General features: G+C 69.5%; 20 protein-coding genes. 7 read left to right on the forward strand and 13 right to left on the reverse strand.

All coding sequences use genetic code 11. From position 1 onward, the window contains the following. Positions 1 to 759: a Tat pathway signal sequence domain protein gene (locus AC07EG_RS00820; protein ID WP_478250846.1), complete on the reverse strand. Its 759-nt coding sequence runs from the start codon at positions 757 to 759 to the stop codon at positions 1 to 3. 52 nt (positions 760 to 811) lie between these two features. After that, on the reverse strand, positions 812 to 1,468 hold the full coding sequence (locus tag AC07EG_RS00825; protein WP_478250847.1) for a TetR/AcrR family transcriptional regulator C-terminal domain-containing protein: 657 nt from the start codon (positions 1,466 to 1,468) through the stop codon (positions 812 to 814). A 68-nt stretch (positions 1,469 to 1,536) separates the two neighbouring features. Here AC07EG_RS00825 and AC07EG_RS00830 point away from each other — a divergent pair, with 68 nt between their 5' ends. From AC07EG_RS00830 to AC07EG_RS00840, 3 genes are all read left to right on the forward strand, one after another. Continuing rightward, the gene (locus AC07EG_RS00830; protein ID WP_478250848.1) at positions 1,537 to 2,862 is read left to right on the forward strand and encodes an FAD-dependent monooxygenase; all 1,326 of its coding nucleotides are present in this window, start codon (positions 1,537 to 1,539) and stop codon (positions 2,860 to 2,862) included. Between the two features lie 3 nt (positions 2,863 to 2,865). Next, the gene (yhjD, locus tag AC07EG_RS00835) at positions 2,866 to 3,906 is read left to right on the forward strand and encodes an inner membrane protein YhjD (RefSeq protein WP_478250849.1); all 1,041 of its coding nucleotides are present in this window, start codon (positions 2,866 to 2,868) and stop codon (positions 3,904 to 3,906) included. A 66-nt stretch (positions 3,907 to 3,972) separates the two neighbouring features. After that, a complete protein-coding gene (locus AC07EG_RS00840; RefSeq protein WP_478250850.1) occupies positions 3,973 to 5,250 on the forward strand; it encodes an MFS transporter in 1,278 nt (425 codons plus the stop codon). A gap of 139 nt (positions 5,251 to 5,389) precedes the next feature. On the opposite strand, the gene AC07EG_RS00845 is transcribed toward AC07EG_RS00840, so the two are convergent. Then, positions 5,390 to 6,670 carry a D-alanyl-D-alanine carboxypeptidase family protein gene (locus AC07EG_RS00845; RefSeq protein WP_478250851.1) on the reverse strand — a complete coding sequence of 427 codons (1,281 nt, stop codon included), beginning with the start codon at positions 6,668 to 6,670 and terminating at the stop codon, positions 5,390 to 5,392. Between the two features lie 51 nt (positions 6,671 to 6,721). Between AC07EG_RS00845 and AC07EG_RS00850 the strand changes: the two genes are divergently transcribed. The 3 genes from AC07EG_RS00850 (at position 6,722) to AC07EG_RS00860 (ending at position 11,064) form a co-directional block, all read left to right on the forward strand. Beyond that, positions 6,722 to 6,961 carry an SCO4848 family membrane protein gene (locus tag AC07EG_RS00850; RefSeq protein WP_478250852.1) on the forward strand — a complete coding sequence of 80 codons (240 nt, stop codon included), beginning with the start codon at positions 6,722 to 6,724 and terminating at the stop codon, positions 6,959 to 6,961. Between the two features lie 73 nt (positions 6,962 to 7,034). Further along, entirely contained in the window at positions 7,035 to 8,462 is a 1,428-nt protein-coding gene (locus tag AC07EG_RS00855) for a S8 family peptidase (RefSeq protein ID WP_478250853.1), read from the forward strand. 370 nt (positions 8,463 to 8,832) lie between these two features. Then, entirely contained in the window at positions 8,833 to 11,064 is a 2,232-nt protein-coding gene (locus AC07EG_RS00860) for a PQQ-dependent sugar dehydrogenase (RefSeq protein ID WP_478250854.1), read from the forward strand. On the opposite strand, the gene AC07EG_RS00865 is transcribed toward AC07EG_RS00860, so the two are convergent. From AC07EG_RS00865 to AC07EG_RS00885, 5 genes are all read right to left on the reverse strand, one after another. Next, entirely contained in the window at positions 11,051 to 12,343 is a 1,293-nt protein-coding gene (locus AC07EG_RS00865; RefSeq protein WP_478250855.1) for a transporter, read from the reverse strand. The two genes, AC07EG_RS00860 and AC07EG_RS00865, sit on opposite strands and share 14 nt — an antisense overlap. Before the next feature lie 106 nt (positions 12,344 to 12,449). After that, positions 12,450 to 12,992 (reverse strand): hypothetical protein, encoded by a 543-nt coding sequence (locus AC07EG_RS00870; RefSeq protein WP_478250856.1) that lies wholly within the window; start codon positions 12,990 to 12,992, stop codon positions 12,450 to 12,452. After that, positions 12,989 to 15,130, reverse strand: coding sequence for a hydantoinase/oxoprolinase family protein (locus AC07EG_RS00875; RefSeq protein WP_478250857.1), 2,142 nt, complete (start codon positions 15,128 to 15,130; stop codon positions 12,989 to 12,991). The genes AC07EG_RS00870 and AC07EG_RS00875 overlap by 4 nt, the downstream gene beginning before the upstream one ends. Before the next feature lie 15 nt (positions 15,131 to 15,145). Continuing rightward, on the reverse strand, positions 15,146 to 16,747 hold the full coding sequence (locus AC07EG_RS00880) for an FAD-dependent oxidoreductase (RefSeq protein WP_478250858.1): 1,602 nt from the start codon (positions 16,745 to 16,747) through the stop codon (positions 15,146 to 15,148). After that, positions 16,744 to 17,778 carry a LacI family DNA-binding transcriptional regulator gene (locus AC07EG_RS00885; RefSeq protein WP_478250859.1) on the reverse strand — a complete coding sequence of 345 codons (1,035 nt, stop codon included), beginning with the start codon at positions 17,776 to 17,778 and terminating at the stop codon, positions 16,744 to 16,746. The genes AC07EG_RS00880 and AC07EG_RS00885 overlap by 4 nt, the downstream gene beginning before the upstream one ends. A gap of 171 nt (positions 17,779 to 17,949) precedes the next feature. Between AC07EG_RS00885 and AC07EG_RS00890 the strand changes: the two genes are divergently transcribed. Continuing rightward, positions 17,950 to 18,942 (forward strand): glycoside hydrolase family protein, encoded by a 993-nt coding sequence (locus AC07EG_RS00890; RefSeq protein ID WP_478250860.1) that lies wholly within the window; start codon positions 17,950 to 17,952, stop codon positions 18,940 to 18,942. A gap of 27 nt (positions 18,943 to 18,969) precedes the next feature. Here the strand turns inward: AC07EG_RS00890 and AC07EG_RS00895 are convergent, their stop codons facing one another. From AC07EG_RS00895 to sdhA, 5 genes are all read right to left on the reverse strand, one after another. Next, on the reverse strand, positions 18,970 to 20,424 hold the full coding sequence (locus tag AC07EG_RS00895) for a hypothetical protein (protein ID WP_478250861.1): 1,455 nt from the start codon (positions 20,422 to 20,424) through the stop codon (positions 18,970 to 18,972). Then, positions 20,424 to 21,713: a KGGVGR-motif variant AAA ATPase gene (locus AC07EG_RS00900; RefSeq protein ID WP_478250862.1), complete on the reverse strand. Its 1,290-nt coding sequence runs from the start codon at positions 21,711 to 21,713 to the stop codon at positions 20,424 to 20,426. The genes AC07EG_RS00895 and AC07EG_RS00900 overlap by 1 nt, the downstream gene beginning before the upstream one ends. Continuing rightward, positions 21,710 to 22,159, reverse strand: coding sequence for a hypothetical protein (locus AC07EG_RS00905; RefSeq protein ID WP_478250863.1), 450 nt, complete (start codon positions 22,157 to 22,159; stop codon positions 21,710 to 21,712). The genes AC07EG_RS00900 and AC07EG_RS00905 overlap by 4 nt, the downstream gene beginning before the upstream one ends. A gap of 77 nt (positions 22,160 to 22,236) precedes the next feature. Further along, on the reverse strand, positions 22,237 to 23,013 hold the full coding sequence (locus AC07EG_RS00910; RefSeq protein WP_478250864.1) for a succinate dehydrogenase iron-sulfur subunit: 777 nt from the start codon (positions 23,011 to 23,013) through the stop codon (positions 22,237 to 22,239). Next, positions 23,013 to 24,800, reverse strand: a complete 1,788-nt coding sequence (gene sdhA / locus AC07EG_RS00915; RefSeq protein WP_478250865.1) for a succinate dehydrogenase flavoprotein subunit — start codon at positions 24,798 to 24,800, stop codon at positions 23,013 to 23,015. Before sdhA ends, AC07EG_RS00910 begins: the two co-directional genes overlap by 1 nt. Between the last annotated feature and the right edge of the window lie 24 nt (positions 24,801 to 24,824).

Genomic DNA, 24,824 nt, shown 5'->3' on the forward strand with positions numbered 1-24,824 from the left:
TCACGCGTACTGGTAGCCCTTGAAATCGCGCAGCAGCAGGTGGCAGTCCTTGAGGTGGGCCGAGTCGCTGAGCGAGCGGTAGATACCCCACTTCGGGCGGATGACGTCGCCGAGGTAGGTGTCCCCGGTCTTCGTGGCGTCGATCACCGTCTTGCCGCCGTCCCGCAGGACCCAGCGGACCCGCCCGGAGTTGCCGATCTCCTGCTCGATCTGCACGTCGATCCACCGGTTCTGCAGCGGCGCCAGGTCCACCCGGCCGACCAGCACCTCGGGCTCGAAGACCTTGAACTCGACGGTGGCCCGGCCGCCGGTGTGCCGCAGGGACATCACCGTCAGCGGGCTGGTGCCGGTACCGGGCATCTTGGTCTGGAACAGGTGCGTGAAGCTGGTGGTCGCCTGCAGGCTGCCGGGCACGAACATCTGGTAGGTGACCTTCCAGGTCTCCCCGTTCTTCCAGTTCAGCACCGTGCCGTTCTGCCGCATGCCGCGGACCTCCTGGCGTTGCCGGTCGGTGGCGGTGTCGCGGTCGCGCAGGTGCATGTCGAAGCGGTAGGCGTCGCCCTGCGGGTAGATGTGCGTGACGCCGGGGTGCGACCCGGCGCGGTCGTCCTCGATGCCTTCGAAGGCGTTCAGCCCGGTGCTGCCGGGGGCCGGGTTCCAGCGCAGTTGCCAGCTCGCCGCGTGGGCGGGGAGCGCGCTCAGCACGGGCAGGGCGAGTGCGCCGGCGAGCAGGCCGCGCCTGCCGAGGGTGGGGGACATCGTCGATCCCTCTCGTTACCTGGCGGCGGTGACGGGGGAAAACGCCTCCGCATCACAGCACCGGAGCCGATTTCCCGTCAAGGCGCGCGCCCAGCCCGGTCAGGATGGTGGCCAGGCCGTGCTCGAACCCGGTGTCGGTGTCCGGGTCGAACATCTCGCCGATCGCCTCGGCGGTCAGCGGGTACCGCGTGGCGTCGACCACGGTGCCGAGCCGCTCCGCCCGGTAAGGGTTCTCGTCGTACTCCAGACCCGCCCGTGCCTGCTCCTCGATGGTGAAGCCGATCGCGTAGTGCAGCAGGATCGGGAAGCCCCGTGCCGCTTCGCCCAGCGGGAACCCGGCGTCCTGCAGCGTCCGCAGGGTCAGCTCGGTCAGCCGGAACACCGCGGGGTGGCTGACGTTGGTGCCCGCCACCACCCGGGCGCCGTCCCGGTGGGCGAGCATGGCCGCCCGCAGCCGCCGGGTCACCGTGGCCAGCCAGCCCGCCCAGTCCTCACCGGCCCGCGGTGCCTCCACCCCGCCGGTCGCCTCGGCCAGCACGAGCGCGGCCATCGCGTCCAGCAGTTCCCGCTTGTTCTTCAGGTGCCAGTAGAGCGCCGCCGCCTGCACGCCGAGCTGTTTGGCCACCGCGCGCATGGTCAGCCCGTCGAGGCCGGTCTCGTCGAGCAGGTCCAGCGCGGTGCGGGCGATCTGCTCCGCGTCGAGTTTCACGGTTGACACCCTAACACCGTTAAGTGCATCCTTAACGTCGTTAAATTAACAACGTTAAGGAGATGCCGATGACGGACGTGGTGATCGCCGGAGCCGGGCCGACCGGGCTGGTGCTGGCCGCCGAACTGCGCCTGGCCGGGGCCGAGGTGGCGCTGGTCGACCGGGCCCCGGAGCGCAGCGGCGAGTCCAGGGCGGGCGGCCTGCACCCGCGCACGCTCGAAGTGCTCGACCAGCGGGGCGTGGTCGACCGGTTCCTCGCCGAAGGCCGTCCGGTGCAGGCCGGGCACTTCTCGGCGCTGCCGCTGGACTTCAGCGCGCTGGACACGCGGTACGGCTACACGCTGCTGCTGATGCAGGCCGACGTCGAACGGCTGCTGGAGCAGTGGGTGGCCGAACTCGGCGTGCACGTCCGGTGGTCGACGCCGGTGACCGGCTTCCAGCAGTCCTCCCGCGGCATCGACGTCGAGACCGCGACCGGCACCATCCACGCGCGGTACCTGGTCGGCTGCGACGGTGGCCGCAGCACCGTCCGCAAGCTCGCCGGCATCGGTTTCCCCGGCACCGACGCGACGATGACCGCCGTGCTCGCCGACGCGGTGCTCGACGACCCGCCCGCCGACTGGATCTTCGGCGAACGCCGAGCGCATGGCGACTTCGCGGTGATCGGCTTCGGCCCCGACTGGTACCGCGTGGTGGTCGACCAGTACGACTTCGTCGCCGACCGGTCCGCGCCGATCAGCTTCGAGGACGTGCGCGCGGCCATGCTGCGCGTCGCCGGAACCGACTTCGGCATGCGCGACCCCCGCTGGGTGTCCCGGTTCAACGACGCCGCCCGCCAGGCCGAGCGGTACCGCGAGGGCCGGGTGCTGCTGGCCGGTGACGCCGCGCACATCCACTTCCCGGCCGGTGGCCAGGGGCTGAACACCGGCGTGCAGGACGCGGTCAACCTCGGCTGGAAGCTCGGCGCGGTGGTGGCCGGCACCGCCCCGGAGTCCCTTTTGGACACCTACCAGGCCGAGCGGTACCCGGTGGCCGAACGCGTGCTGCGCAACACCAGGGCGCAGACCGCGCTCGGCCGCCCCGGCGCGCACACCGACGCGCTGCGGGCCGAGGTCGCCGAGCTGATCCGGCTGCCGGCGGTCAACCGGTCGCTGGCCGGGCTGATCAGCGCGCTCGACTTGCGGTACCCGGTCACCGATCCGCACCCGCTGGCCGGTCGCCGCATGCCCGACCTGGAGCTGGACGATTCGACCCGGCTGTTTTCCCTGTTGCACCAAGCGAAAGCGATCGAGGTCGAATTCGCCGACGGGGAACTGGAAGCGGTGGGCGTCCGGCCGGACGGTCACGTGGCCTGGGTCCGTCCTCGCGTTGCGAGCCCCCAGGAGGCTGGTTAGCGTTTGTCCGTGGCGAAGCCTGGAGCTGACGGAAAGTCCGGAGAAGACAAACTGCTGCCGCGCCTGCGCCGCGAGTACCCCTGGCTGGACCACGTGGTCAGGGCGAACGAGGCGTTCACCGAGCGCTACGGCAACCACTACGCCGCGGCGATCACCTACTTCAGCGTGCTCTCGCTGTTCCCACTGCTGATGGTCGGTTTCTCCGTGGCGGGCATGGTGCTCCAGGGTGATCAGGCGGCGCTGGACAAGCTCAAGACCGGCATCACCGAGTCGGCACCGGAAGGGCTCGGCGACTTCCTCTCCACCATCGTCGAGACCGCGTTGCAGGCGGGTGCCGGGACCGGGATCTTCGGCCTGGTGCTGGCGCTGTACTCCGGGGTCGGCTGGATGACCAACCTGCGGGACGCGCTGACCGCGCAGTGGGGCCAGGAGAAGCAGCAGCTGCCGATGCTCCCGACGCTGCTGCGCGACCTGGTGTCGCTGGTCGGGCTCGGGCTGGCGCTGGTGGTCTCGTTCGGCCTGACCGCCGCGGGCAGCGGGCTCGGGCAGCTGCTGCTCGAACTGGTCGGCCTCGAGGACCAGACCTGGGCGGTGGCGCTGCTCCGGGTGGCCACCATCGTGCTGTCGCTGGCCGCGAACGTGCTGGTCTTCCTGTGGGTGATCGCCCGGCTGCCCCGGGAGCGGGTCAACGCCCGCAGCGCGGTCAAGGGCGCGGTCATCGCCGCCATCGGCTTCGAGGTGCTCAAGCAGGTCACCACGGTCTACCTCGGCTTCGTCGCCACCTCGCCGAGCACGGTGCTCTTCGGGCCGATCCTCGGCCTGCTGTTCTTCGCCAACCTCGTCGCCCGCTTCCTGCTCTTCGTCACCGCGTGGACGGCCACCGCGAAGGAGAACGAAGTGCGGGTGGTCGAGCCGCCCGCTCCGGTGGTGATCCGGCCGCAGGTGGACGTCCGGGGCGGGCCGGGCGGCAAGCTGGTGGCCGGTGCGTTCGGCGTCGGGGCCCTGTTCGGGCTGCTGACCAGGCGCAGGCGCCCGAGGCCGTAAAGGGGGAAGAAAACCACCCCGTCGTGGCGCTTAAACTCGGTGAGCTGTCCACACGATGGGGTGAGCGTGACCGAGACCGAACTGACCGCCGAGCGGGTGACCCCCGCGAAACTCCGCTACCCCCGGGAGATCTGGGTGCTGGTGGGCGCCAGCTTCCTGATCGCCATCGGGTACGGCCTGATCGCCCCCGCGCTGCCCAGCTACGCCACCAGCTTCGACGTCGGGGTGACCGCCGCGTCCGTGGTGGTCAGCGCGTTCGCCGCGATGCGGCTGGTGTTCGCCCCGGCCAGCGGCAGGCTGGTCACCCGGTTCGGGGAACGGCCGGTGTACCTGTGGGGCCTGTCCATCGTCGCGGTGTTCACGCTGGCCTGCGCGGCCGCCACGGAGTACTGGCACCTGCTGCTGTTCCGCTCGCTGAGCGGGATCGGCTCGACCATGTTCACCGTCTCCGCCATCGGCCTGCTGATCCGCATCTCCCCGCCCGAGCTGCGCGGCCGGGTGTCCGGGCTGTGGGGGACCAGCTTCCTGCTCGGCAGCATCGCCGGGCCGGTGGTCGGCAGCGGGCTGGTCGCGGTGTCGCTGCGGGCCCCGTTCCTGTTCTACGGCTTGGCGCTGGTGCTCGTGGTGGTGCTGGTCTGGCTGAACCTGCGGCGGTCGGCGCTGGCGGGGCGCACCGAGGACGACGCCTCCGCACCGCAGATGAAGTTCACCGAGGCGCTGCGGCACCCGGCCTACCGCGCCTCGCTGGTGTCGAACTTCGCCAACGGCTGGGTGGTCTTCGGCGTGCGCGGCTCGCTGATCCCGCTGTTCATCGTGGCCGTGCTGGCGCGCGGGGAGGAGTTCACCGGGTTCGCGCTGGCCGTGTTCGCCGCCGGGAACGTGCTGGTGATGATGATCTCCGGGCGGTTCGCCGACACCCGGGGGCGCAAGCCGATGGCGCTGGCCGGGATGGCCATGCTGGCCGTCGGCAGCGGGGTGCTCGGGCTGACCGGCGACGTCTGGCTGTTCCTCGGCGCCTCCCTGCTCGCCGGCATCGGCGCGGGCACGGTCAACCCGGCGCACAACGCGGCCGTCGCCGACGTGCTCGGCGTCAAGGCCCGCGGTGGCGGGGTGCTGGCCGGGTTCCAGATGGCCGCCGACATCGGTGCGGTCACCGGGCCGCTGGTGGCCGCGGTGATCGCCGAGCAGTGGTCCTACGCGGCGGCCTTCGGCATCACCGGCGCGGTGGCCGGGCTGTCGGTGCTGTTCTGGGTCTTCGCCCCGGAGACCCTGCCGCGCCGGGAGAAGGACGAGCACAAGGCCCAGGACGCCGCCCGCGAAGACTGCTGCGACGGCCGCGCTTAGGGAAGCCGCCCGGCGAGTCACGCTCGCGTTCCTCGCCCTGGCGGCGGAGCACGAAGCCCGTCGAGTGGACCACGCCGAGCATCGCGCGGGCCCGCCGTCAGGATCGCGGAGCTCGTCGAGCGGGCTTGCCGGCGAGTGGTCAGTCGCGGATGCGTGGCAGGACGTCGGTCTGCTCGGCGAGCAGGGCCGCGCGCTTGCGCCGGTGGCCGAGGATGAAGCCGGCGATGATGATGATCGCCACCACCAGGGTGATGATCCACCCGGTGGTGCCGAACGGGTCCTCCTCCTGGCTCATCGCGGCGGCGGTCTTCGCCGGATCGCTCTCCACGTCCGGCGCCGGGGTGCCGTCCGGCTTCAGCGCGTCGGCGCGGTAGGTGATCTGGCCGACCGGCTCGGGCTTGGCCGCGGCCAGTTCGAACCCGTAGTCGAGCAGCTCGGCCGCCTGGTCGGTGACCCGCATCGGCTTCTGCTCGCCGCGCATGGTCACCACGGCCAGCCGCCGGCCACCGCGCTCGGCGGCACCGACGTAGGTGTGCCGCGCGTCGTCGGTGAAGCCGGTCTTGCCGCCGAGGAAGCCGTCGTAGATGCTCAGCAGCTTGTTGTCGTTGTACACCGGGAAGCTCGGCTCGTCGCCGTGCCCGGGGAACTGCACCTGCTTGGTGCCGACCGTCTTGGCGAAGATCGGCTGCTTCATCGCGTAGTGGAAGATCAGGCTCAGGTCGTAGGCGGAGCTGGACATGCCCGGACCGTCCAAACCGGACGGCGTGGCGGCGCGGGTGTCCATCGCGCCGAGCCGCTCCGCGGTGGCGTTCATCTTCTCCAGCGCCGCGGGCACCCCGCCGAGCGTGGTCGCCAGCGCGTGCGCGGCGTCGTTGCCGGAGTGCATCAGCAGGCCCTGGAGCAGCTGCTCGACGGTGTACCGCCCGCCTGCCCCCAGCCCGACGCAGGTGCACTCCTGGTCGGCGTCCTCGGGGGAGGCGGTGACCACCGCGGCCGGGTCCAGTTCGTTCACCGCGACCAGCGCGAGCAGCACCTTGATCAGCGACGCCGGCCGCTGCCGGGCGTGCGGGTCCTTCGCGGCGAGCACCGCACCGGAGTCGAGGTCCTGGATCACCCACGACGCCGAGTTGATCACCGACGGCGGGTTGTCCGCCCCCCGGGGGAGAACCACCCCGCATTCACCCATCCGGGGACCCCCGACCGGGGTGCCCGGCACCGGCAGCGGCTCCGGCGCCTTCTGCCCCGGCTTGGGCACCTCGGAGGTGTCGACCGGCGGCGGGGGCGCGGTGCGGTCGGTGCAGCCCTGCCGCTGCGCGGCTGCTCTCGGCGGTTCCCCCGCGCTGGCCGCGGGCGCGAGCACGGTGCCCGCGACGAGGATCGCGGACACCAGGACGAGGAGGAGATCGCGTGGACTGCGCACCCCCGCAGGCTATCTGCGCCACCGGTGAGCGATGAACTACCCTCCGCCGATATGAGGATGTCGGGACGGACCTCGCTGTTCCTGCTCGCGTTCGGCGTCTGGTCGTGGGTCATCTGGGTGACCTTCGCGCGGAACCTGTGGGAAAGCGACCGGGCGTGGGCGGCGGACGGCTCGCCGACGGCCTACTTCGTGGTGCACGCGGTGCTCACCGTGGTCTCGTTCGTGCTCGGCACGGTCATCGGGGTGCTCGGCTGGCGCGGGTGGCGCGCGCGGAACCAGACCAAAGAATGATTGCTCCGGCATCGCCGGGCGTGTTTCATTTTCCGGGTGTGCCTGATGCTCAGGCCCCTTCCTGGAGGTGTGGATGTCCCGGGTCCGACGATGGCTGCTGCCCGCAGCCGCCGCCATGACGCTGGCCGGTACGACAGCGCTGGCGCCGACCGCGCTGGCCCAACCGGCCGCGCAGGCTGCCCCGCAGTGCGACACGACGAGTGCGGAGTACACCTATGTGGTGATCTACCAGCCGCGCACCTCGGAGCGGCAGGTGGACAAGGAACTGCAGGCGAAATGCGGTGTGAAAGTCGCTTACTACGAGGAAATCGGGGTAGCCGTCGCGACTTCCCGCAACGCCGATTTCCAGGAGAAGATCGGCGCGTTCCGCGCTTATTCGGGTGGCCGTGAGGTCGCCGAGCCACCGGCCACCGCCGCCGCCGAGCTGCGGGCGCAGGCGCGGTCGGAGCGGGAGAACGAGGAAACGGTCAGCGTGGCCGCCGAAGGCGACCTGACCGCCCAGCAGTGGGACATGCGCGCGATCAAGGCGCCCGAGGCGAACAAGATCAACCAGGGCAGCGGGTCGGTCACCGTCGGCGTGCTCGACTCCGGCGTGGAGCCGGAGCACCCCGGCCTCAAGCACGCCGTGGACGCCAAGGCTTCGCGCGGCTGCAACTCCGGGGCCCCGGACGCCGACCCGGCCAGCTGGGTGACCACCAACTCCGACCACGGCCTGCACGTGGCCGGCACCATCGCGGGCAAGGACGAGGCCCGCGGCTTCACCGGCGTGGCGCCGGGCGTGAAGATCGCCTCGGTGAAGGTGGTCAACGACGACGGCCTGATCTACCCGGAGGCCGCGGTCTGCGGCTTCATGTGGGCCGCGAAGCAGGGCTTCGAGGTGACCAACAACAGCTACTACATCGACCCGGGCATGTTCTACTGCCCGAAGCAGCCGGGCGACGCGGCGGCGTTCGAGGCGGTCACGCGCGCGGTGGCGTACTCGCAGAAGCGTGGTGTGCTCAACATCGCGGCGGCGGGCAACAGCGGGTTCGACCCGAAGGCCCAGACCACCGACCCGAACCGCCCGCACCCGGTGGACCCGAGCTGCGAGATCCTGCCCAAGGGCATGGACGGGGTGGTGAGCGTGTCCGCGGTCGGGTACGCCGGGACCAAGTCGTCGTACAGCAACTACGGCAAGGGGCAGATCGAGGTGACCGCCCCGGGCGGTGACCGGGCCCAGCTGCCGCCGCCGGGCGAGGGCGCGGGCTGCCCGCTGTCCACGGTGTTCAACGGCCAGTACGGCACCAAGTGCGGCACGTCCATGGCTTCCCCGCACGCCGCCGGCGTGGCCGCGCTGCTGGCGAGCAAGTACCGGCACGTCCCGCCGCAGGCGCTTTCGTTCCTGCTCCAGGCGAAGGCCGACCCGGTCCCGTGTGCCGGTGCCGCCGAGTGCGTCGGCCCGGACCACAACAACTCGTTCTACGGCCGGGGCCTGGTCAACGCCCTGCGCGCGGTCAAGTAGGCCGGCTGGAAGGCCCCTCCCCGCCTCGTGCGGGGAGGGGCCTTCCCGTGTCCGGACCCGGGCGCCCGCGCAGTCGAAACTTTCGGCCCGCCGTCCGTGCGCGTAGCACTTCCCGCCATTGATCACCAGGGCCGGAACCCCGTCAACGGAAATGGGAAATGTGCCTGTGCGGATTCGCTCCGTACCCACCCGACCCGGTGCAGAAAAGAATCCCTCGAATGGCCCTGTAACAAATTACGGGCTTTTCCCGCCATACGGGCAGGAGTCGCGATTCTCTCCCTGCCGTCGGAGTCGAGGAGTTCGTGCCATGGGGTTACGCCGTCCTGCTTTCCTGCGCAGAACCAAAATCCGAAGAGCCCTGGCGCTCGCGGTGGTCGCACCACTGGCCGCGGTGGTCGCACCAGGGCTGCCGGCCGCCGTGGCGGCGGTGCCCGACGGGTTCACCGACACGGTGGCCATCGGCGGGCTGTCCTCGCCGACGGCGGCGGCGTTCGCCCCGGACGGGCGGGTGTTCATCGCGGAGAAGAGCGGGCTGCTCAAGGTCTTCGACTCGCTCGCCGACACCACCGCCACCGTGTTCGCCGACTTGCGCCCGCAGACCCAGGACTTCTGGGACCGCGGCCTGCTCGGTCTCGCCGTCGATCCGGCCTTCCCCACCCGCCCCTACGTCTACGTGTCCTACACCTACGACGCCGTGCCCGGCGGCACCGCGCCGCGCTGGGGCGACACCTGCCCGACCCCGCCCGGCGCGACCGACGACGGCTGCGTGGTCACCGGCCGCGTGTCGCAGCTGACCATGGGCTCCGCCGGGACCGCGGTCAGCGAGAAGCCGCTGATCACCGACTGGTGCCAGCAGTACCCCAGCCACTCCATCGGCTCGCTGGCCTTCGGCCCGGACGGGGCGCTGTACGCGGGCGGCGGTGACGGCGCCAGCTTCAACTTCACCGACTACGGCCAGGTGAAGAACCTCTGCGGTGACCCGCCGTCCCCGGCGGGCACGAACCTCGCACCGCCGAACGCCGAGGGCGGGGCGCTGCGCTCGCAGTCGGTGCGACGGCCCGCCGGGCAGCCGGTGCTGCTCAACGGCGCCATCCTGCGCATCGACCCGGACACCGGCGCCGGGATGCCGGGCAACCCGTTCGCGAGCAGCGCCGACGCCAACGCCCGCCGCATCGTCGCCTACGGCATGCGCAACCAGTTCCGCTTCGGCTTCCGGCCCGGGACCAGCGAACTCTGGTCCGGCGACGTCGGCTGGGGCACCTGGGAGGAGATCAACCGGATCCCCAACGCCGCCGACCCGGTGGCGGAGAACTTCGGCTGGCCCTGCTACGAGGGCAGCGCCCGCCAGTCCGGGTACGACGGGGCGAACCTGAACAACTGCGAATCGCTGTATTCCGCCGGTGGGCAGACCGCGCCCTACTACGCCTACAACCACAGCGCGAAAGTGGTGGCGACCGATCCGTGCCCGACCGGTGGTTCGTCGGTCAGCGGAATCGCCTTCGAATCGGGTAGCAATTATCCACCAGCCTATTCCGGTGCGCTTTTCTTCGCCGATTCCAGCCGCGGCTGCATCTGGGCGATGCAGACCGAGGCCGGGCAGCCGAGCCCGAACCGGCTGGTGCCGTTCGTGACCGGCGCGAACGTCCCGGTGCAGGTGCTCAGCGGCCCCGGCGGGGACATCTTCTACGTCGCGCTCGGTGCCGGTCAGCTGCGCCGGGTGAGCTACAGCAGCAACCGGCCGCCGGTGGCGGTGGGCACGGCGACGCCGTCCAGCGGACCCGCCCCGCTCGCGGTGCAGTTCAGCGCGTCGGGCTCGAGCGATCCCGACGGCAACCCGCTGACCTACGCCTGGGACCTCGACGCCGACGGTGCCTACGACGACTCGACCGCGATCAACCCGACGCGCACCTACACCACCCCCGCGGTGGTCAACGTCGGGCTGCGGGTGACCGATTCGACCGGGGCGTCGGCGACCACCACGGTGCCGGTGACCGTCGGCAACCCGCCCGGCCTGGACCCGGTCCCGGTGATCGACACGCCGACGACCGCGCTCAACTGGCACGTCGGCCAGACCGTGCCGTTCGCCGGCCGGGCGACCGACGCCCAGGACGGTGAGCTGCCGGCGTCGGCGCTGTCGTGGCGGCTGGCCATCCGGCACTGCGCTGCCAACGGCACCTGCCACACGCACAACGTGCAGGACTTCAACGGCGTGGCGAGCGGTTCGTTCGTCGCCCCCGACCACGAGTACCCGTCGCACCTGGAGCTGACGCTCACCGCGACGGACTCCTCGGGCCGGACCGGGACGAAGACGGTGGAACTGCAGCCGAGGACCGTCGCGCTGAGCTTCACCTCGCAGCCCAGCCAGGCCCTGCTCACCGTCGGCGGCATCGAGCAGCGCACCCCGTTCACCCGCACGGTCATCGCGGGCTCGAACAACTCGGTGAGCGCGAACAGCCCGCAGAACGTGCCGCCGCTGAACCTGAAGCACGCCTGGACCTCGTGGTCGGACGGCGGGGCGAGGGCGCACAACGTGGTGGCGCCGATGAACCCCGCGACCTACCAGGCGAACTTCCGGCTCTGCTGGTTCCTCAACCCCTGCTGAGGAACAGGGTGGCCGTCAGCACCAGCCCGCCGGCGGCCATCACCCAGGTGTAGGGCAGCGTGGACCGCATGACGCGTTCCGGGCGCACCCCGGCGTACTGCGCGCTCCACACCGTCTGCGTGCTGGTCGGGTCGGACACGCAGAGCACCTGACCGTACGAGGACATCAGCCCGAGCACCGCGGGCGCCGGGTAGACCCCGCCGGAGACGAGGACTCCGGCGATCCCGGCGCCCAGCCCGTACACGTTGAGCGGCCCCCGGTACAGGCACAGCGGCACCAGCAGGGCGAACACCAGCACGAACCACCCCGCCCCGGCCGGGCTGACCGCGGCGATCAGCGGCTGCAGCGCGCTGACCGCGCCGGGCAGCTTGACCGCGGACAGCAGCATCCCGATCGCGACGAACAACACGATCGGCGGGGCCGCCACCTCGAAGGCCCGGTACAGCGACCGCAGCGCGCGCTCGCCGAGCTTGCCGGGCCGCGTGGTGGTCGCCAGGCCGTAGGCCAGCCCGGCCAGCAGCGACGGCACGATCGGCACCTCCAGCCCGAGCGCCAGCACGATCGGCACGAGCGGGGTCAGCAGGGCGTACCAGGGCGCGTCACCACGCCGTTCCCGCGCGGCGGCCCGCGACCGGCGTGGTGCGCGGACCGACCAGGCGTGCCGGGCGCCGGTGCGCCGCGTCTCGACCAGCACGTACGCGACGCCGACCACCAGCGCGATCGGGAACACCTTCAGCTGGAAGGCCCGCACCTGCTCGATCGGCAGGCCCACCGCGTCGGAGAGGAACTGCCAGCCGATCAGCTCCAGCGGCAGGCCGGTCGCCAGTCCCATCAGGACGGTGCCGCCGGCCACCACCGGAGCCACGCCGACGGCGATCATCGCCGGGATACCGACCACCCCGGCGAGCATGGCGGCCGGTGCCGAACCGGTGATGCTGCCGCAGAGGATCGCCACGGCGTACACCCCGAGCGCCACCACGGCAGGCCGCTCCCCGCCGAACTCGACGATCTTGCGCACCAGGGTCGCGGCGATCCCGGTGTCCTCCATCAGCGTGCCCAGCCACGAGCCGAGCAGCACCGCGATCATCGTCGCGGCCAGCAGCGCCGACCCGGTCTGCAGCACCGAGCCGGTGATGCTGTTCTCCTTGCCGGTCAGCGACGCACCGGACAACGCGGCGATCACCACGGCGAGCAGCCCGAGCGCGAACGCGGTCGGGATCTTGCGGGCCAGCATCAACGCGACCCCGATGGCCATCACGGCCACAATGGCGATACCCATGTTCAAGCTCCGTATCTTCGGCCGCTCCTTCGGTGCGGCGGGCGAGGTCGCCTCTGAGCCGGTCACTGGACTGAGGTGCGCCTCGCCGTGCCGGCGTTGACGCACCTCAGTCCAGTGACCGGCGTGACCTCGCGCGGGGTGCGTCCATGGCCTCGGCCAGGAAGGTGTTGAGCAGCAGGGGGTCGATGCCGCTGAGGCGTTGCGCGTACCGGTGGGCGGCGAGTTCGTCGGCACCGGCCACGTGTGCGCGCAGCCGCAGGATCCGGTGGCCCAGCCGGCGGTTCAGCTCACGGGTGCGCGGGCCGTGCAGCAGGTGGTGCCCGACTTCGTGGGCGATGGCCGCGCGACGCAGCTCCTCCGGGGCCATCGGCTCTCCGCGTTTCGCACTGACCTCGCGGGCGAAATCGAGGCTGTCGCGGTAGAGCGTCACGCGGTGGTCGCGGTGGTGGTATTCGGCGAGCAGGACTTCGCCGGGCCGCTTGCCACCGGTCCGCTCGCGGACGTCCAGTTCGGGCAGTCGCGGGTGTGCCGAGGCGAGTTCGTCGCCGAAGTCGAGAGCGATCCGTGCCCAGGTCCGCAGTTGTTCGGCGGAACGGTTTTCGTGCGTCGGGGTGGCGGCGAGGAACTCCGCGCCCTGGTCCACGTTCATCGACGGTCCTCCAGCAACGCGACCAGCGGTTCGTCCGGTTGCCGGGTGCCGAGTTCGGCGCCGATCAAGGCGAGCAGCTGCTCCCGGTCCAGCACCCCGGACAGGTCGGCGATCTTCGGCCCGGCCAGCAGGTACACCGCGGGCGCCCGGGAACCGCCGTCGCCGACCGCGGTGTGCTCGGTGACCAGGTCGGTGAGCCGGGCACCGCCTTCACCGGCCGTGGTGACCGCGAGGTGCGCCCCGGACAGGTGCAGCCGGACCACGCCCTCGCCGTCCACCACGCGGATCTGCTCGGCCGGCCGGGAGAACCGGTTCAGGAAACCCGGTTTCCTGGTCTTCGCGGCCCACACCCGGTGGTGCGGTGTGGCAGCGAGTTCACGCACGGCACCGGGTTCGACGCCGAGCGACTTCGCCACCTCCCGGCGCACCGCGGTTTCGTCCGGTTTCCCGGCGCGGTCCTTCGTCCGCAGTTCCGTCGCGCCCGTGGCCACCGCGCGGATCAGGTTCCGCTGCGGGTCGACCGTCACGTCCACGTCGACCCCGGCCGGGTCGGCGCCCTGGGCGACCACGGCCCGTTCCGCTTCCGCCCGGGTGGCCAGCACGTCGCTGTGCGACGGGTTCGGCACGATGCGCTCGACCGATTCCCGCACCATGGCCAGCGCCGCACCCAGCGGGCTGATCACCTCGCTGTGCTTCGCGATGCGCCAGTCCAGGTCGGACGACCGGCCGAGCCACGGGGTGACCGCTGCCGCGCCTCCACCGCCGCCGACCAGCGTCACGGTGCCGAGCCGGTAGGCCGCCACCAGTTCGCCGACCACCGCTTTGACCGGCTTGACCGCCTGCGTCAGCACGGCCGTCGCGGCCTGGTCCACCGGCAGGCCCAGCGCTTCGGCCAGCGGGGTCAGCGCCAGTTCCGCCGTTTTCGGGTCGGCGTGCGCGTAGCTGTCCTCGGGCACCACACCGAGTGCGTTGGCGGCACAGGTGAGGGTGATCGCGTACCGCTTGCCGTTCCGGGTCTCCAACGCGGCGTAGTCGGCCGGATCGCCGTCCCTGGGCGAAACGGTGATCAGCTTCGCCCCGGCCAGGTCGTCACCGAAGCAGGCGTAGGGCAGTCCGGCGATGTGTGCGCTGCGTGGCCCGACGGCGGTGACCGACCCACCGGAAACGCGGATCAGCGAGCCACCGCCGATCCCGACCGTGCGCACGTCGAGCGCGGGCAGATAGGTCTCCTTGCCACCCAGCCTGGCGTGCCGGACCTGCACCTTCCCGCGGCGCACCACGCTGATGTCGGTGGAGGTGCCGCCGGTCTCCAGGAAGATGCCCTCGCTGAGCCGTTCGCCCATCAACGCACCCGCGACACCGGCCGCCGGACCGGAGAGCGCGGTGAGCAACGGGCGCTTGCGCATCTCCTCCAGCGACATCACCCCGCCGTCACCGCGCATCACCATCAGCGGCGCGCTGATGCCCGCCGCCGCGACGCTGCGGTCCACCAGGTCGGCGGTCTCCACCATGCGCGGCATGATCCCGGCGTTGAGCACCGCCGTCCTGGCGCGTTTGGACAGTCCATACAGGCCGGTGATCTCGTGGGTGGCGGTGGCCGGGAGGTGCTGCGCCCGTGCCTCGGTGACCACCGCCCGTTCCCCGGCCGGGTCGTCCACGCTGAACGGCTCCACCGCCACGATCACCTCGGCGCCGTCGGAGTGCAGCTTCGCCACGGCTTGTTTGACCACTTCCGGCTGCTCGGCGTCCTTCACCGCCGCGTACCGGATCGGCAGCCGACGGCCGGGGGCCAGTTCCAGCTTGCGCAGCGAACGCAGCCTGCCGGTGGCCCAGCCGTCGAAGCCGTGCCCGATCCCGGCGATGCCGACGGTGGCCACATCGCCTTCGAGCAGCGCGTTCGTCGCCTGCGTGGTGCCGTGCGCCAGGAACGACACGGCGGCCGGGTCGATGCCGGTCTGCTCGTGCAGCCGCCGCAGCGCGGTGAGGATGCCGTGCGCCACGCCGTCGGGGTGGTCGTGGCTGGTGGGCACCTTGACCTGGCCGAGCAGGGCGAAGGTCTGCGCGTCCACCGCCACCGCGTCGGTGAAGGTGCCCCCGACGTCGATGCCGATCCGGACGGCCTGCGTCGTTGCAGTCATCTTTGGCGTCCCCCGTCAGTAACCGCGGACTTCGGGCCAGCGGCGTTCCACCCCGGCCCGGTCGAGCAGCCGGGCGAACTCGCCGAACAGCGCTTCGTCGGCCTGCACCTTGCGTGGCGGCACCCCGCGCCGGAGCGCGAACCCGGCCAGGTGACCGGCCACCTCGCCGACGTTCCACTCCACCGGGTGCAGCCGGTAGCAGCCGTTGGTGATGTGCGTGGTGCCCAGGTTCTTGGCCGCGGGCAACAGGTTCTCCACGCGCTGCGGCAGCAGCGCGCCGAGCGGGATTTCGAACGGCACGCTCGCCACGTCCACGTAGTTCTTGCCGGAGGTCGACGGGTGCAGGTCGATCCGGTAGCTGCCGATGCCGACCGAATCGGCGTGGTGGGCACGGCCGTGCGGACCCAGCAGGTCGAGGGAGACGTGGTGCTCGGTCACCGTGGTGACCGCCTTGATGCGCCGGGATTCCCGCACGTAGGCGGCTTTCGCCAGGCCGTCGGCGGTGCCGGTGACGTCGTGGCGCAGCTTCAGGCCGGGGAAGCCGGCCTCGGTCTGCAACCAGTAGAGCACGGACAGCGAAAGCTGCTTCGCCTCGTAGTGCGCCTGCGCGACGGACTCGGCGTCGGAGATGCCGTCGATCTCCAGTGCCGGGCGCAGCCAGTAGTCGTTGAGCGGCCAGTTGACCAGGGTGATGTCCGAATCGAACGAGCCGGGCGTGTGCAGGCCCCTGGCCAGGATCCGGCGGAAGCCCCACAGCTCCTTGTCCCCGGCGTCCGCGCTCTGGTCGGCGCTGATCGCCAGCGGATCGGTGTCCGGGTTGGGCACGAAGGTGCGGGCCACCGGTTCCAGCGTGCGCGGGTCGGGGGCGAGGAAGCCGAGCAGCGGTCCCGGCCAGAAGGCGGGCTGGTAGGAGCGCCAGAACTCGTACATCGCCGGGCGGTCGATCACGTGGTTCTGCCCACTGTGGTGGGACATGGCGAAGCAGTAGGTGATGCCCTGCAGGTCGCCGGGATCGGCCTGCGCGGGGGCGTGGGGCTCGTCGTGCTCGTGCTGGGCCTCGGCGCCGACCGCGAACTCGACCCCGGCCAGCGGCAGCAGGTCGCCGTTCTCGGTGGCGTCGAGCACGTACTCGGCGTGGACGTCGATCAGGCCGCCTTCGGCGTTGCTGAGCCGGACCGCTTCGACCTGGTCACCGGAGGTTTCCGCGGCGACCGGCCGGTGCTCGGTCAGCAGGGTGATCCGGCCGGCGCTGATTTCCGGCGCCAGCATGGCCTCCAGCACCGCGAGCGCGACCCGGGGTTCGTGGCAGAGCTTGCTGACCCGGCCCGCGCCCGGGTTCAGCTCGGTGAGGCCGCGGGCTTCGGCACGCAGCGGGTAGTGGCGGCGGTAGTAGTCGCGGATGCCTTCGCGCAGCTGCCGGTAGGTGGCCGTGGAGCCGAAGCGCTCGATCCACGGGTTCTCGTCCGGCGGCACGGCCTGCGCGGTCAGCTGGCCGCCGATCCACGTGGTCTCCTCGGTGAGCACCACGCGGTGCCCGGCGCGGGCGGCGGCCAGTGCCGCGGCGACCCCGCCGAGGCCACCGCCGACGACGAGGATTTCGGTGGACAGTTCGTTCATGCGTGCTTTCCTCGGTTCACGGGGCCGACGGTGGTTCCGGCGACCGGTTCACAGGGCAGGAGCTGGCGGGCGGCCGGGGAATCCTGGCCGATCTCCCTGGTGATCAGGCGGACCAGCAGGCGCACGGCCTGCCTGCCCATTTCCCTTCGCGGCACGGCGAAGCCGGTCACGTCCTCGTTCCCGGGCGGCCTGCCGAGCACCGCCAGCGAGAGGTCGCCCGGACAGGTGAGGTTCCGGGCGTTGAGAGCGTTGGTGACCGCGGTGTGGGCGGTGGCGGTGTCGGTTTCCTCGACGACCACGGCGGTCACGCCTTCGTCCAGCCAGGCGTCGAGGTCGAGGCCGCCGTCCAGGCGGTGCACCTTCGCCGGGAGCCCGGCGGTCGCCTGGCGGAAACCGCGTTCGCGGTCGGTGGAGGAGGGGGCGTCGTCCGGCTCGCGGACGTAGCGGATGTTGCGGTGCCCGTGGCCGATGAGCTGGTCGACCACGGTTTTCGCGGCGGTCACGTAGTCGGCGCCGACGAACGGGATGCGGCCGCCGAGTTCGGGACGGCGGCCGATGTAGACGAGCGGGAACCCGGCGTCGATCAGGCTGCCGATCGCCTCGTCCGGCACGTGCCTGCCGAAGAACAGGCAGCCGTCGGCGACCCTGGTGCGCCGGATGGCGGCGGCGTCGTGGGCCCGGCGGTCGGCGCCGCCCCGGCCGGTGAACAGGATCAGGTCCTGCCCGAGCGCGGCGGCTTCCTCTTCGACGCCGACCAGGATCGGGTAGTACGAGTCGGCGACGTCGGTGGGGAACGTGGTCTTGAAGGTGTAGAGCCCGAGCATGTGGTTGCGCGAGGACGCCAGCCGCGTGGCGACCGGGTCCGGGACGTAACCGAGCTTCTCGGCGGCCTCGAGGACCCGGACCCGGGTGGCCTCGGCCATCCGGACGCGGGCTCGGTTGCCGCTGAGCACCACCGAGACGGTCGCCTGCGAGACCCCGGCCTCACGGGCGATGTCCGCCTGGCGGGGCATGGCTCGACGGGTGGTCATCCTGCCGTCCTCCTGGCTAATGCGGATTAGCTGAGGCTGAGCGCTGCGCCGGGGTTCGTCAAGTTTTCTGTCCGTTTGCGGGCTTCGCTGGACTAATACGTATTAGCACCTTGACCCGGGTGTTCTGCCTGGTCACACTCGCCGCCATCCTCCGACGACGAAGGAGTGCCGATGACGGGCGAACTGTGGAGCCGCCGGGCCGCGCTGAAGGTCGCGGCCGGGACCGGGCTGGGGCTGGTGGCCGCTTCGGCGTTGCCCGCGGCCGCCGCCCCGCCGGGGTTTCCGACGTATGCGTTCCTGCGGGAGGCGTTCGACAAGGACGCGCTCGAGTACAACCCGACGGGTGAGCTGATCTTCCCGTGTGTGCGGGGGACGGCTGGGCGGATTCCCGGGGCGCTGGGGCGGTTCTACCTGTACTACGCGCCGCACGACGCGCCGGGTGGGATTTGCCTGGCTTACGCGGATTCGCTGGGTGGGCCCTATGTGGAGTACCCGGCGAACCCGATTGTTTCGCGGGTGTGGCCGGGCGAGTACGAAGTGAGTCATGTTTCTTCGCCGCACGCCTTGTGGAACGAGGATGCTCGGGAGATTTTTCTTTACTTCCACGGCGAGAATTCGGTGACGCGGCTGGCGCGGTCGAAGGACGGTGTCAACTTCGAGTACGACAAGGAGGTCCTGTCCACGCGCTTGCTGCCGGGGACGACGGAGACTTCCTATGCACGGGTGTTCCGGCACGACTTGCCCGCGCTGGGGGCGCGGTACGTGATGGTGTTCATGACGAACACCTCGGCGAACCGGCGGGCGATCGGGTGGGGGTGGTCGGCGGATGCGCGGAACTGGACCTACTCGCAGACGCCGCTGATCCGCCCGGAGGAGGTGGGGGCACGGGACATCGGTGCTCCGCACGTGGTTTCGCGTGGTGGGAGTACGTACGTCGTGTACCACACGAACATCGAGGCTGGGGGGAGTATGCGTATCACCGAGGTGGGGAACGATTTCAGCCGGCGGGTGCACTTGGGTGTGTTCCACGCGCCGCTTTCGGGGGCGCCGGACAACGGGAGGTGCGCGGCGCCTTCGTTCGGGACGGATGGGGGCGTGGAGTACATGGTCTACGAGGCGGGAACGCGATTGGCCGGGTCGATCGCTGTTGCTCGTGCCGGATGACCGGACTGCGGTCCGGTAGCAGGTGGGTCAGCGCCTAACTCGTGGCACTCCACCTTTTCGACCTATGTTGAAAGCAATCCGGTAGACGTCCGGCAGGTCGAGTTTGCCATTCGCTCGCCGAGTCATGACTCCGAGTGCGATCAACTCCTGGATCAACTTGGGGTAATCATTGGGATTCACCGGGCCTGCCCGCGTTATTTCGGTGTCGTCGTCGGAGGATTCGACGTGTACCGCGAGCATCTCCGTCAAGTTGGCCGCATGCCACTTGTCGATGACTTCTGGCTGCTCGATCGGAACTTGTGACTCCGCTAATGGTTGAATTGCGGTGCTCACCCAAGGTATGTCTTCGTTCACTTGATCGACTCGCACGCTAGAAGCTCGTTGGACTCCTCGACGGATCGCGTCCCAGTGAAGTGGCACCTGATGGCCGGCATGCGTACGTGCTGTCTCCGCGGCCGCAGCACTCAGGGCCACCAAGAAGCTCCGGGGACTCGTTTGGCCGTTGCCGTCCGCCAAGTGGTTCGGCAGCCAGGTGTAGGTGTGTCCCTTGCGATGGTTCGTGCCCATGTACTGACCCGCAAGCAAAATAAAAGCGTTCGACTGTGCGTCCTTGTCGCCGATCAGGTCCTTCGGCGGTAGCTTGCGGTCGCTGCGATCCTCCCAATTTCCAGTCTGTTCACGAAACCAATTGGCAATCGGCAGATCCGAGTTACCGAGGTGCTGGAACAGCAATCCGTAGAGATCTGCATTCGTCCAAGTCAGATCCGCTGTGTTGGCGGTTAGTTTGGAAGCGTCGGGGAAGTTGAGTGGGGCGCTATCCAGCATGTCGTGGCGGATGAAAACCTTGGCGCGTATGTTCTGCGTGCTCAACCGTAGTTCGAGTGCGAACTCGAGGATTCCGCTACTTAGCCGATCCGCCAGGCGGCGGTCGGTGTGCAGTCGGTCGAGTGCGTCGAACATCACCAATTTTGTGACCCCGCGTCGCCTGGCGTCTTCGTCGGCCAGGCTCAGTTCCCGCTCGACTTGCTCCGGGTTGTGCCGGAGCCAGGTCAGCTTCTCTTGCCAGGTTCCCAGCTCTCGAACTGGTGTTACGCCCAGTGCGCTGAGGGTAACCACTGTCCAAATATCAACAGGTTCAACGCCTTCTTGGACGAAACTGCTGAGCGTGCGCTTTGTGGGATACTGTTCTGGACTGAGTGCCGAACCGAACCCGGTGAGTGGTTCTATGGATCGGAGTCGCGGGAGTTGATATTCGTCAGCAGCCAGCTCGCGCAATTCATCGTCGCGTAAAGACTTGAACCAGTGTGTTTTCCCCACGCCACGGGCACCCTTGACCACGGTGACGTCCGGCTCGAGCGCGCGGCGGTGACCTGTGGGCGTGAAGAGGGTGCTCCGGTCCACGTTGTCAGTGTCGGAGTCCGCAGTCAGTGGCAATGCCTGCAGCAGGAGTTCTCGTAGCTCGGCGGCCGTGTTGTCGGTCATCATTGGCCTCCGATGAGTAGCTCGGTGACGCTGTCGAGAAATATGCGGAAAGCCTCTTCGACGAAGGGCAGGCCGCTCCAGTCGGGTTTCCTGGTCGGGTCGAGGCCGACCAGGTCACTGTGGAAGAGGATAGGAACCGGAGTGTGTGGGGCTGTCGGGTCACTGACGCTGTAGTTGAAGGCGTCCAGATCGTCGTAAGCTGCGGACTCGTAAAGCGTGTCGGTGAAGCATTCTTGAGCACGGTCGGCGAAGCCGGTGAGATATTCGTCCTGATTGGCTGCTGGTGTCATGGATGCGACCATGCGGAGCCGCTCGCCCAGCAGTCGCGGATTGGGCAACCGCTTCCATTCTTCGAAGAGTGCGCGGTAGCCTGCCCACGTCTGGGGGGTGTCTGCGGCGAACAGCAGATTGAGGCCGCCAAGATGAGTCAGGGTTGTCGCTGCGACGTCGTGAATGCCCGCCCGACTGTCGAGGATGACAACATCGGGCTCGCGGCTCAGGTCTGTCACCCTGGCTTCACAAGCGTTCACGGCCTGTGCCAATCGAGTGCCGAAACGAACAGGAGTGCCTTCCTCCGTGGCGGTATCGACGTAAGCGCGGTTCAGCTTCGCCAAGTAGTCGTAGTTGTCCCTGGGGCGGCCGGCGGCTGGAGCGAGCCAGACCTCTCCGTTTCTGCTTTCGGGTACGACCTTGCTGCGGGTTACCAGGTCCAGACCGGTTTCGTTGCCGACGGCGGATTCGGCGAAGAAATCGACCACTCCAAATTCAGGTAGATCCTCGTTTCGCGAGGTGAGCATGCCCAGTCCTGGTGATTCCAGGTCCAAGTCGACGACCAGCACGCACTTGCCGCTCAAGGCGAGGTGCTGGGCCAGCATGAACGCGGCAGTGGAACGGCCGACACCACCTTTGAAGCCGTAGAAGGTGACTCGGTTCGCGGCGGGTGTGTGGTCGACGGTTCGTGTCCAGTCGGCGCCGACCACTTCGCGCTCGAGGATGCTGATCTCGCCCTGGGTTTCACTTTTCGGGCGCTTGGTGTACAGCGTTTTCGGATCCAGTATCGCGGCCGGATCGAAGAGTTCCGAAACCGAGCGCACCGGGATCGGGGCGGCAAACGGGCCTGCGGTTCGCTGAACCCTGCTGGCCAAGGTTTCGGGGATCTCGCTGGTGTCGACGATCAGCGAAACTCGGCCGATGAGGTCGCGGACGACTGTGACGTCAATTCCGGCGTCGCTCAGTTCTTCGGCGATGCCATTGATTTCGGTCCACGCTTCATCGAATCGAATGGTCATCGGATCATCCCGTCGATCTCTGCGCGTTGATAGATACCGAGTATCTGTGCGGCGCTGGCGATGTGCCGTCCCGCTCGATCGGTGTCGATGTGCGTGCCGTCGCTGTACCTCTCATCGATGCTCCACCCCTCGAACGGATTCCGTCCGGCTATCAACTCGCTGAAGGCAGCGGCGTTGCGTCCGTGTGCGGTAGCGGCGATATCTGCCCACAACCGGGGAAGATGTGAGTAGGCGTTGTCCACCCGGTGAGCGGGATGGATGGGTCTGCCTCGGTGATTGACGCCGCCACCCAGAAAGTCGACCAGTACGGCCTTGAGCGCGCACTCCGCGGCCACGCCGGCGAGGTGGTCCGCGTTGGCGAAGCGTCCAGCGCCGTGGAGCAGCTGTGCGTCATCGAAATGACGGCGCGCTGCCTCGCCGAACTGCGTGTGTCGCCCACCTGTCACGGACGGAAGGTTACCTTGATCCGGAAGTGACCAGCTCAGGCGCGCCGCCACTGGACGGCGCGCCCGAACCGGGAGGATCAGACCCGCTTGAACAGCAGGGCCCGCTTGACCTCCTGGATGGCCTTGGTGACCTGGATGCCTCGCGGGCAGGCGTCCGTGCAGTTGAAGGTGGTGCGGCAACGCCACACGCCTTCGGCATCGTTCAGGATGTCAAGGCGTTCTTCGGCTCCTTCGTCGCGGGAGTCGAAGATGAAGCGGTGGGCGTTGACGATCGCGGCCGGGCCGAAGTAGGAGCCATCGCTCCAGTACACCGGGCACGAGGACGTGCAGCACGCGCACAGGATGCACTTCGTGGTGTCGTCGAAGCGCTCGCGGTCCGCGATGGACTGCACCCGCTCGCGCGTGGGCTCGTTGCCGTACGCGATGAGGTACGGCTTCACCGCGCGGAACGCCTCGAAGAAGGGTTCCATGTCGACGTAGAGGTCCTTCTCCGTCTTCAGGCCCTTGATCGGCGCGATCGTGATGGTGGTCGGCTTGCCCTTCTTCGCCAGCAGGTCCTTGACCAGCACCTTGCAGGCCAGCCGGTTGATCCCGTTGATCTGCATGGCGTCGGACCCGCAGATGCCGTGGGCACAGGACCGGCGGAACGACAGCGTGCCGTCCACGTAGTTCTTGATGCTGGTCAGCAGGTTCAGCACCCGGTCGGTGGGCAGCGCCGGGACGTCGTAGGACTCCCAGTGCGGCTCCGAGTCCAGTTCCGGGTTGTACCGCAGGATCTTCACCGTGACGGTGACCGAGCCCTCCGGGGCGGGGATCTGCGAGGTGTCGTGCGCCTGTTCGGCTACCGCGGTCATCAGTACTTCCGCTCCATCGGCTCGTACCGGGTGAAGGTCACCGGCTTGTAGTCCAGCCGGATGTCCGCGAGGAAACCGGTCAGCCCCAGCGGGGCGTCCGGGTCCTCCTGCTCCGGCATCTGCTTGTACGACATCGAGTGCCGCATGAAGTTCACGTCGTCGCGGTTCGGGTAGTCCTCGCGCGCGTGCCCGCCGCGGGACTCCTTGCGGGCCAGCGCCGCCACCACCAGCGCCTCGGCGAGGTCGAGCAGGAAGCCCAGCTCGATCGCCTCCAGCAGGTCGGTGTTGTACCGCTTGCCCTTGTCCTGCACCGCGATCCGGCCGTAGCGCTCCTTGAGCGCCTGCACGTCGGTCAGCGCCTGCTTCAGCGTGTCCTCCGTGCGGTACACCGCCGCGTTCGAGTCCATCGTCTGCTGCAGCTCGGTCCGGATGTCGGCGACCCGCTCCCCGCCGTGGGCGGTGCGCAGGTGCTCGACCATGCCCTCGACCAGGCGCGCCGGGTTCTCCGGCAGCTCGACGAAGTCGTGCCCGGCGGCGTACTCCGCGGCGGCGATGCCGGCGCGGCGGCCGAACACGTTGATGTCGAGCAGCGAGTTGGTGCCCAGCCGGTTCGCGCCGTGCACCGACACGCAGGCGACCTCACCCGCGGCGTACAGGCCGGGGATGACGTTGTTGTTGTCCCGCAACGCCTCGCCGTGCACGTTGGTCGGGATGCCACCCATCGCGTAGTGCGCGGTCGGGTACACCGGCACCGGCTCCACCACCGGGTCCACGCCCAGGTAGGTGCGGGCGAACTCGGTGATGTCCGGCAGCTTGGTCTCCAGCACCTCGGCCCCGAGGTGGGTGCAGTCCAGCAGCACGTAGTCCTTGTTCGGCCCGGCACCACGGCCTTCGAGCACCTCGAGCACCATCGACCGCGCGACGATGTCCCGCGGCGCCAGGTCCTTGATGGTCGGCGCGTACCGCTCCATGAACCGCTCACCGGACTCGTTGCGCAGGATCGCGCCCTCGCCGCGGGCACCCTCGGTGAGCAGGATGCCCAGCCCGGCCAAGCCGGTCGGGTGGAACTGGTAGAACTCGATGTCCTCCAGCGGCAGGCCCTTGCGGAAGTAGATGCCCATGCCGTCGCCGGTCAGCGTGTGCGCGTTCGAGGTGGTCTTGAACACCTTCCCGAACCCGCCGGTGGCGAACACGATGGACTTGGCCTGGAAGACGTGGATCTCGCCGGTGGCCAGCTCGTAGGCGATGGCGGCGGAGGCCTTCGGCCCGTCCGGGGTGTCCGACATGGCGATGTCGAGCACGTAGAACTCGTTGTAGAACTCGATGCCGTGCTTGACGCAGTTCTGGTACAGCGTCTGCAGGATCATGTGCCCGGTGCGGTCCGCGGCGTAGCAGGCGCGGCGCACCGCCGCCTTGCCGTGGTCGCGGGTGTGCCCGCCGAACCGGCGCTGGTCGATCTTGCCCTCGGGCGTCCGGTTGAACGGCAGCCCCATCTTCTCCAGGTCGAGGACCGCGTCGATGGCTTCCTTCGCCATGATCTCGGCGGCGTCCTGGTCGGTGAGGTAGTCACCGCCCTTGACCGTGTCGAAGGTGTGCCACTCCCAGTTGTCCTCTTCGACGTTGGCGAGGGCCGCGCACATCCCGCCCTGGGCGGCGCCGGTGTGCGACCGGGTCGGGTACAGCTTGGTCAGCACCGCGGTGCGGGTGCGCTGGCCGGCCTCGATGGCGGCGCGCATGCCGGCACCGCCCGCCCCGACGATCACCACGTCGTACTTGTGGAACTGCATTTGCCGCTTCTCCTGGAGAACTCT

Source organism: Amycolatopsis sp. NPDC045836 (genome assembly GCF_056431745.1).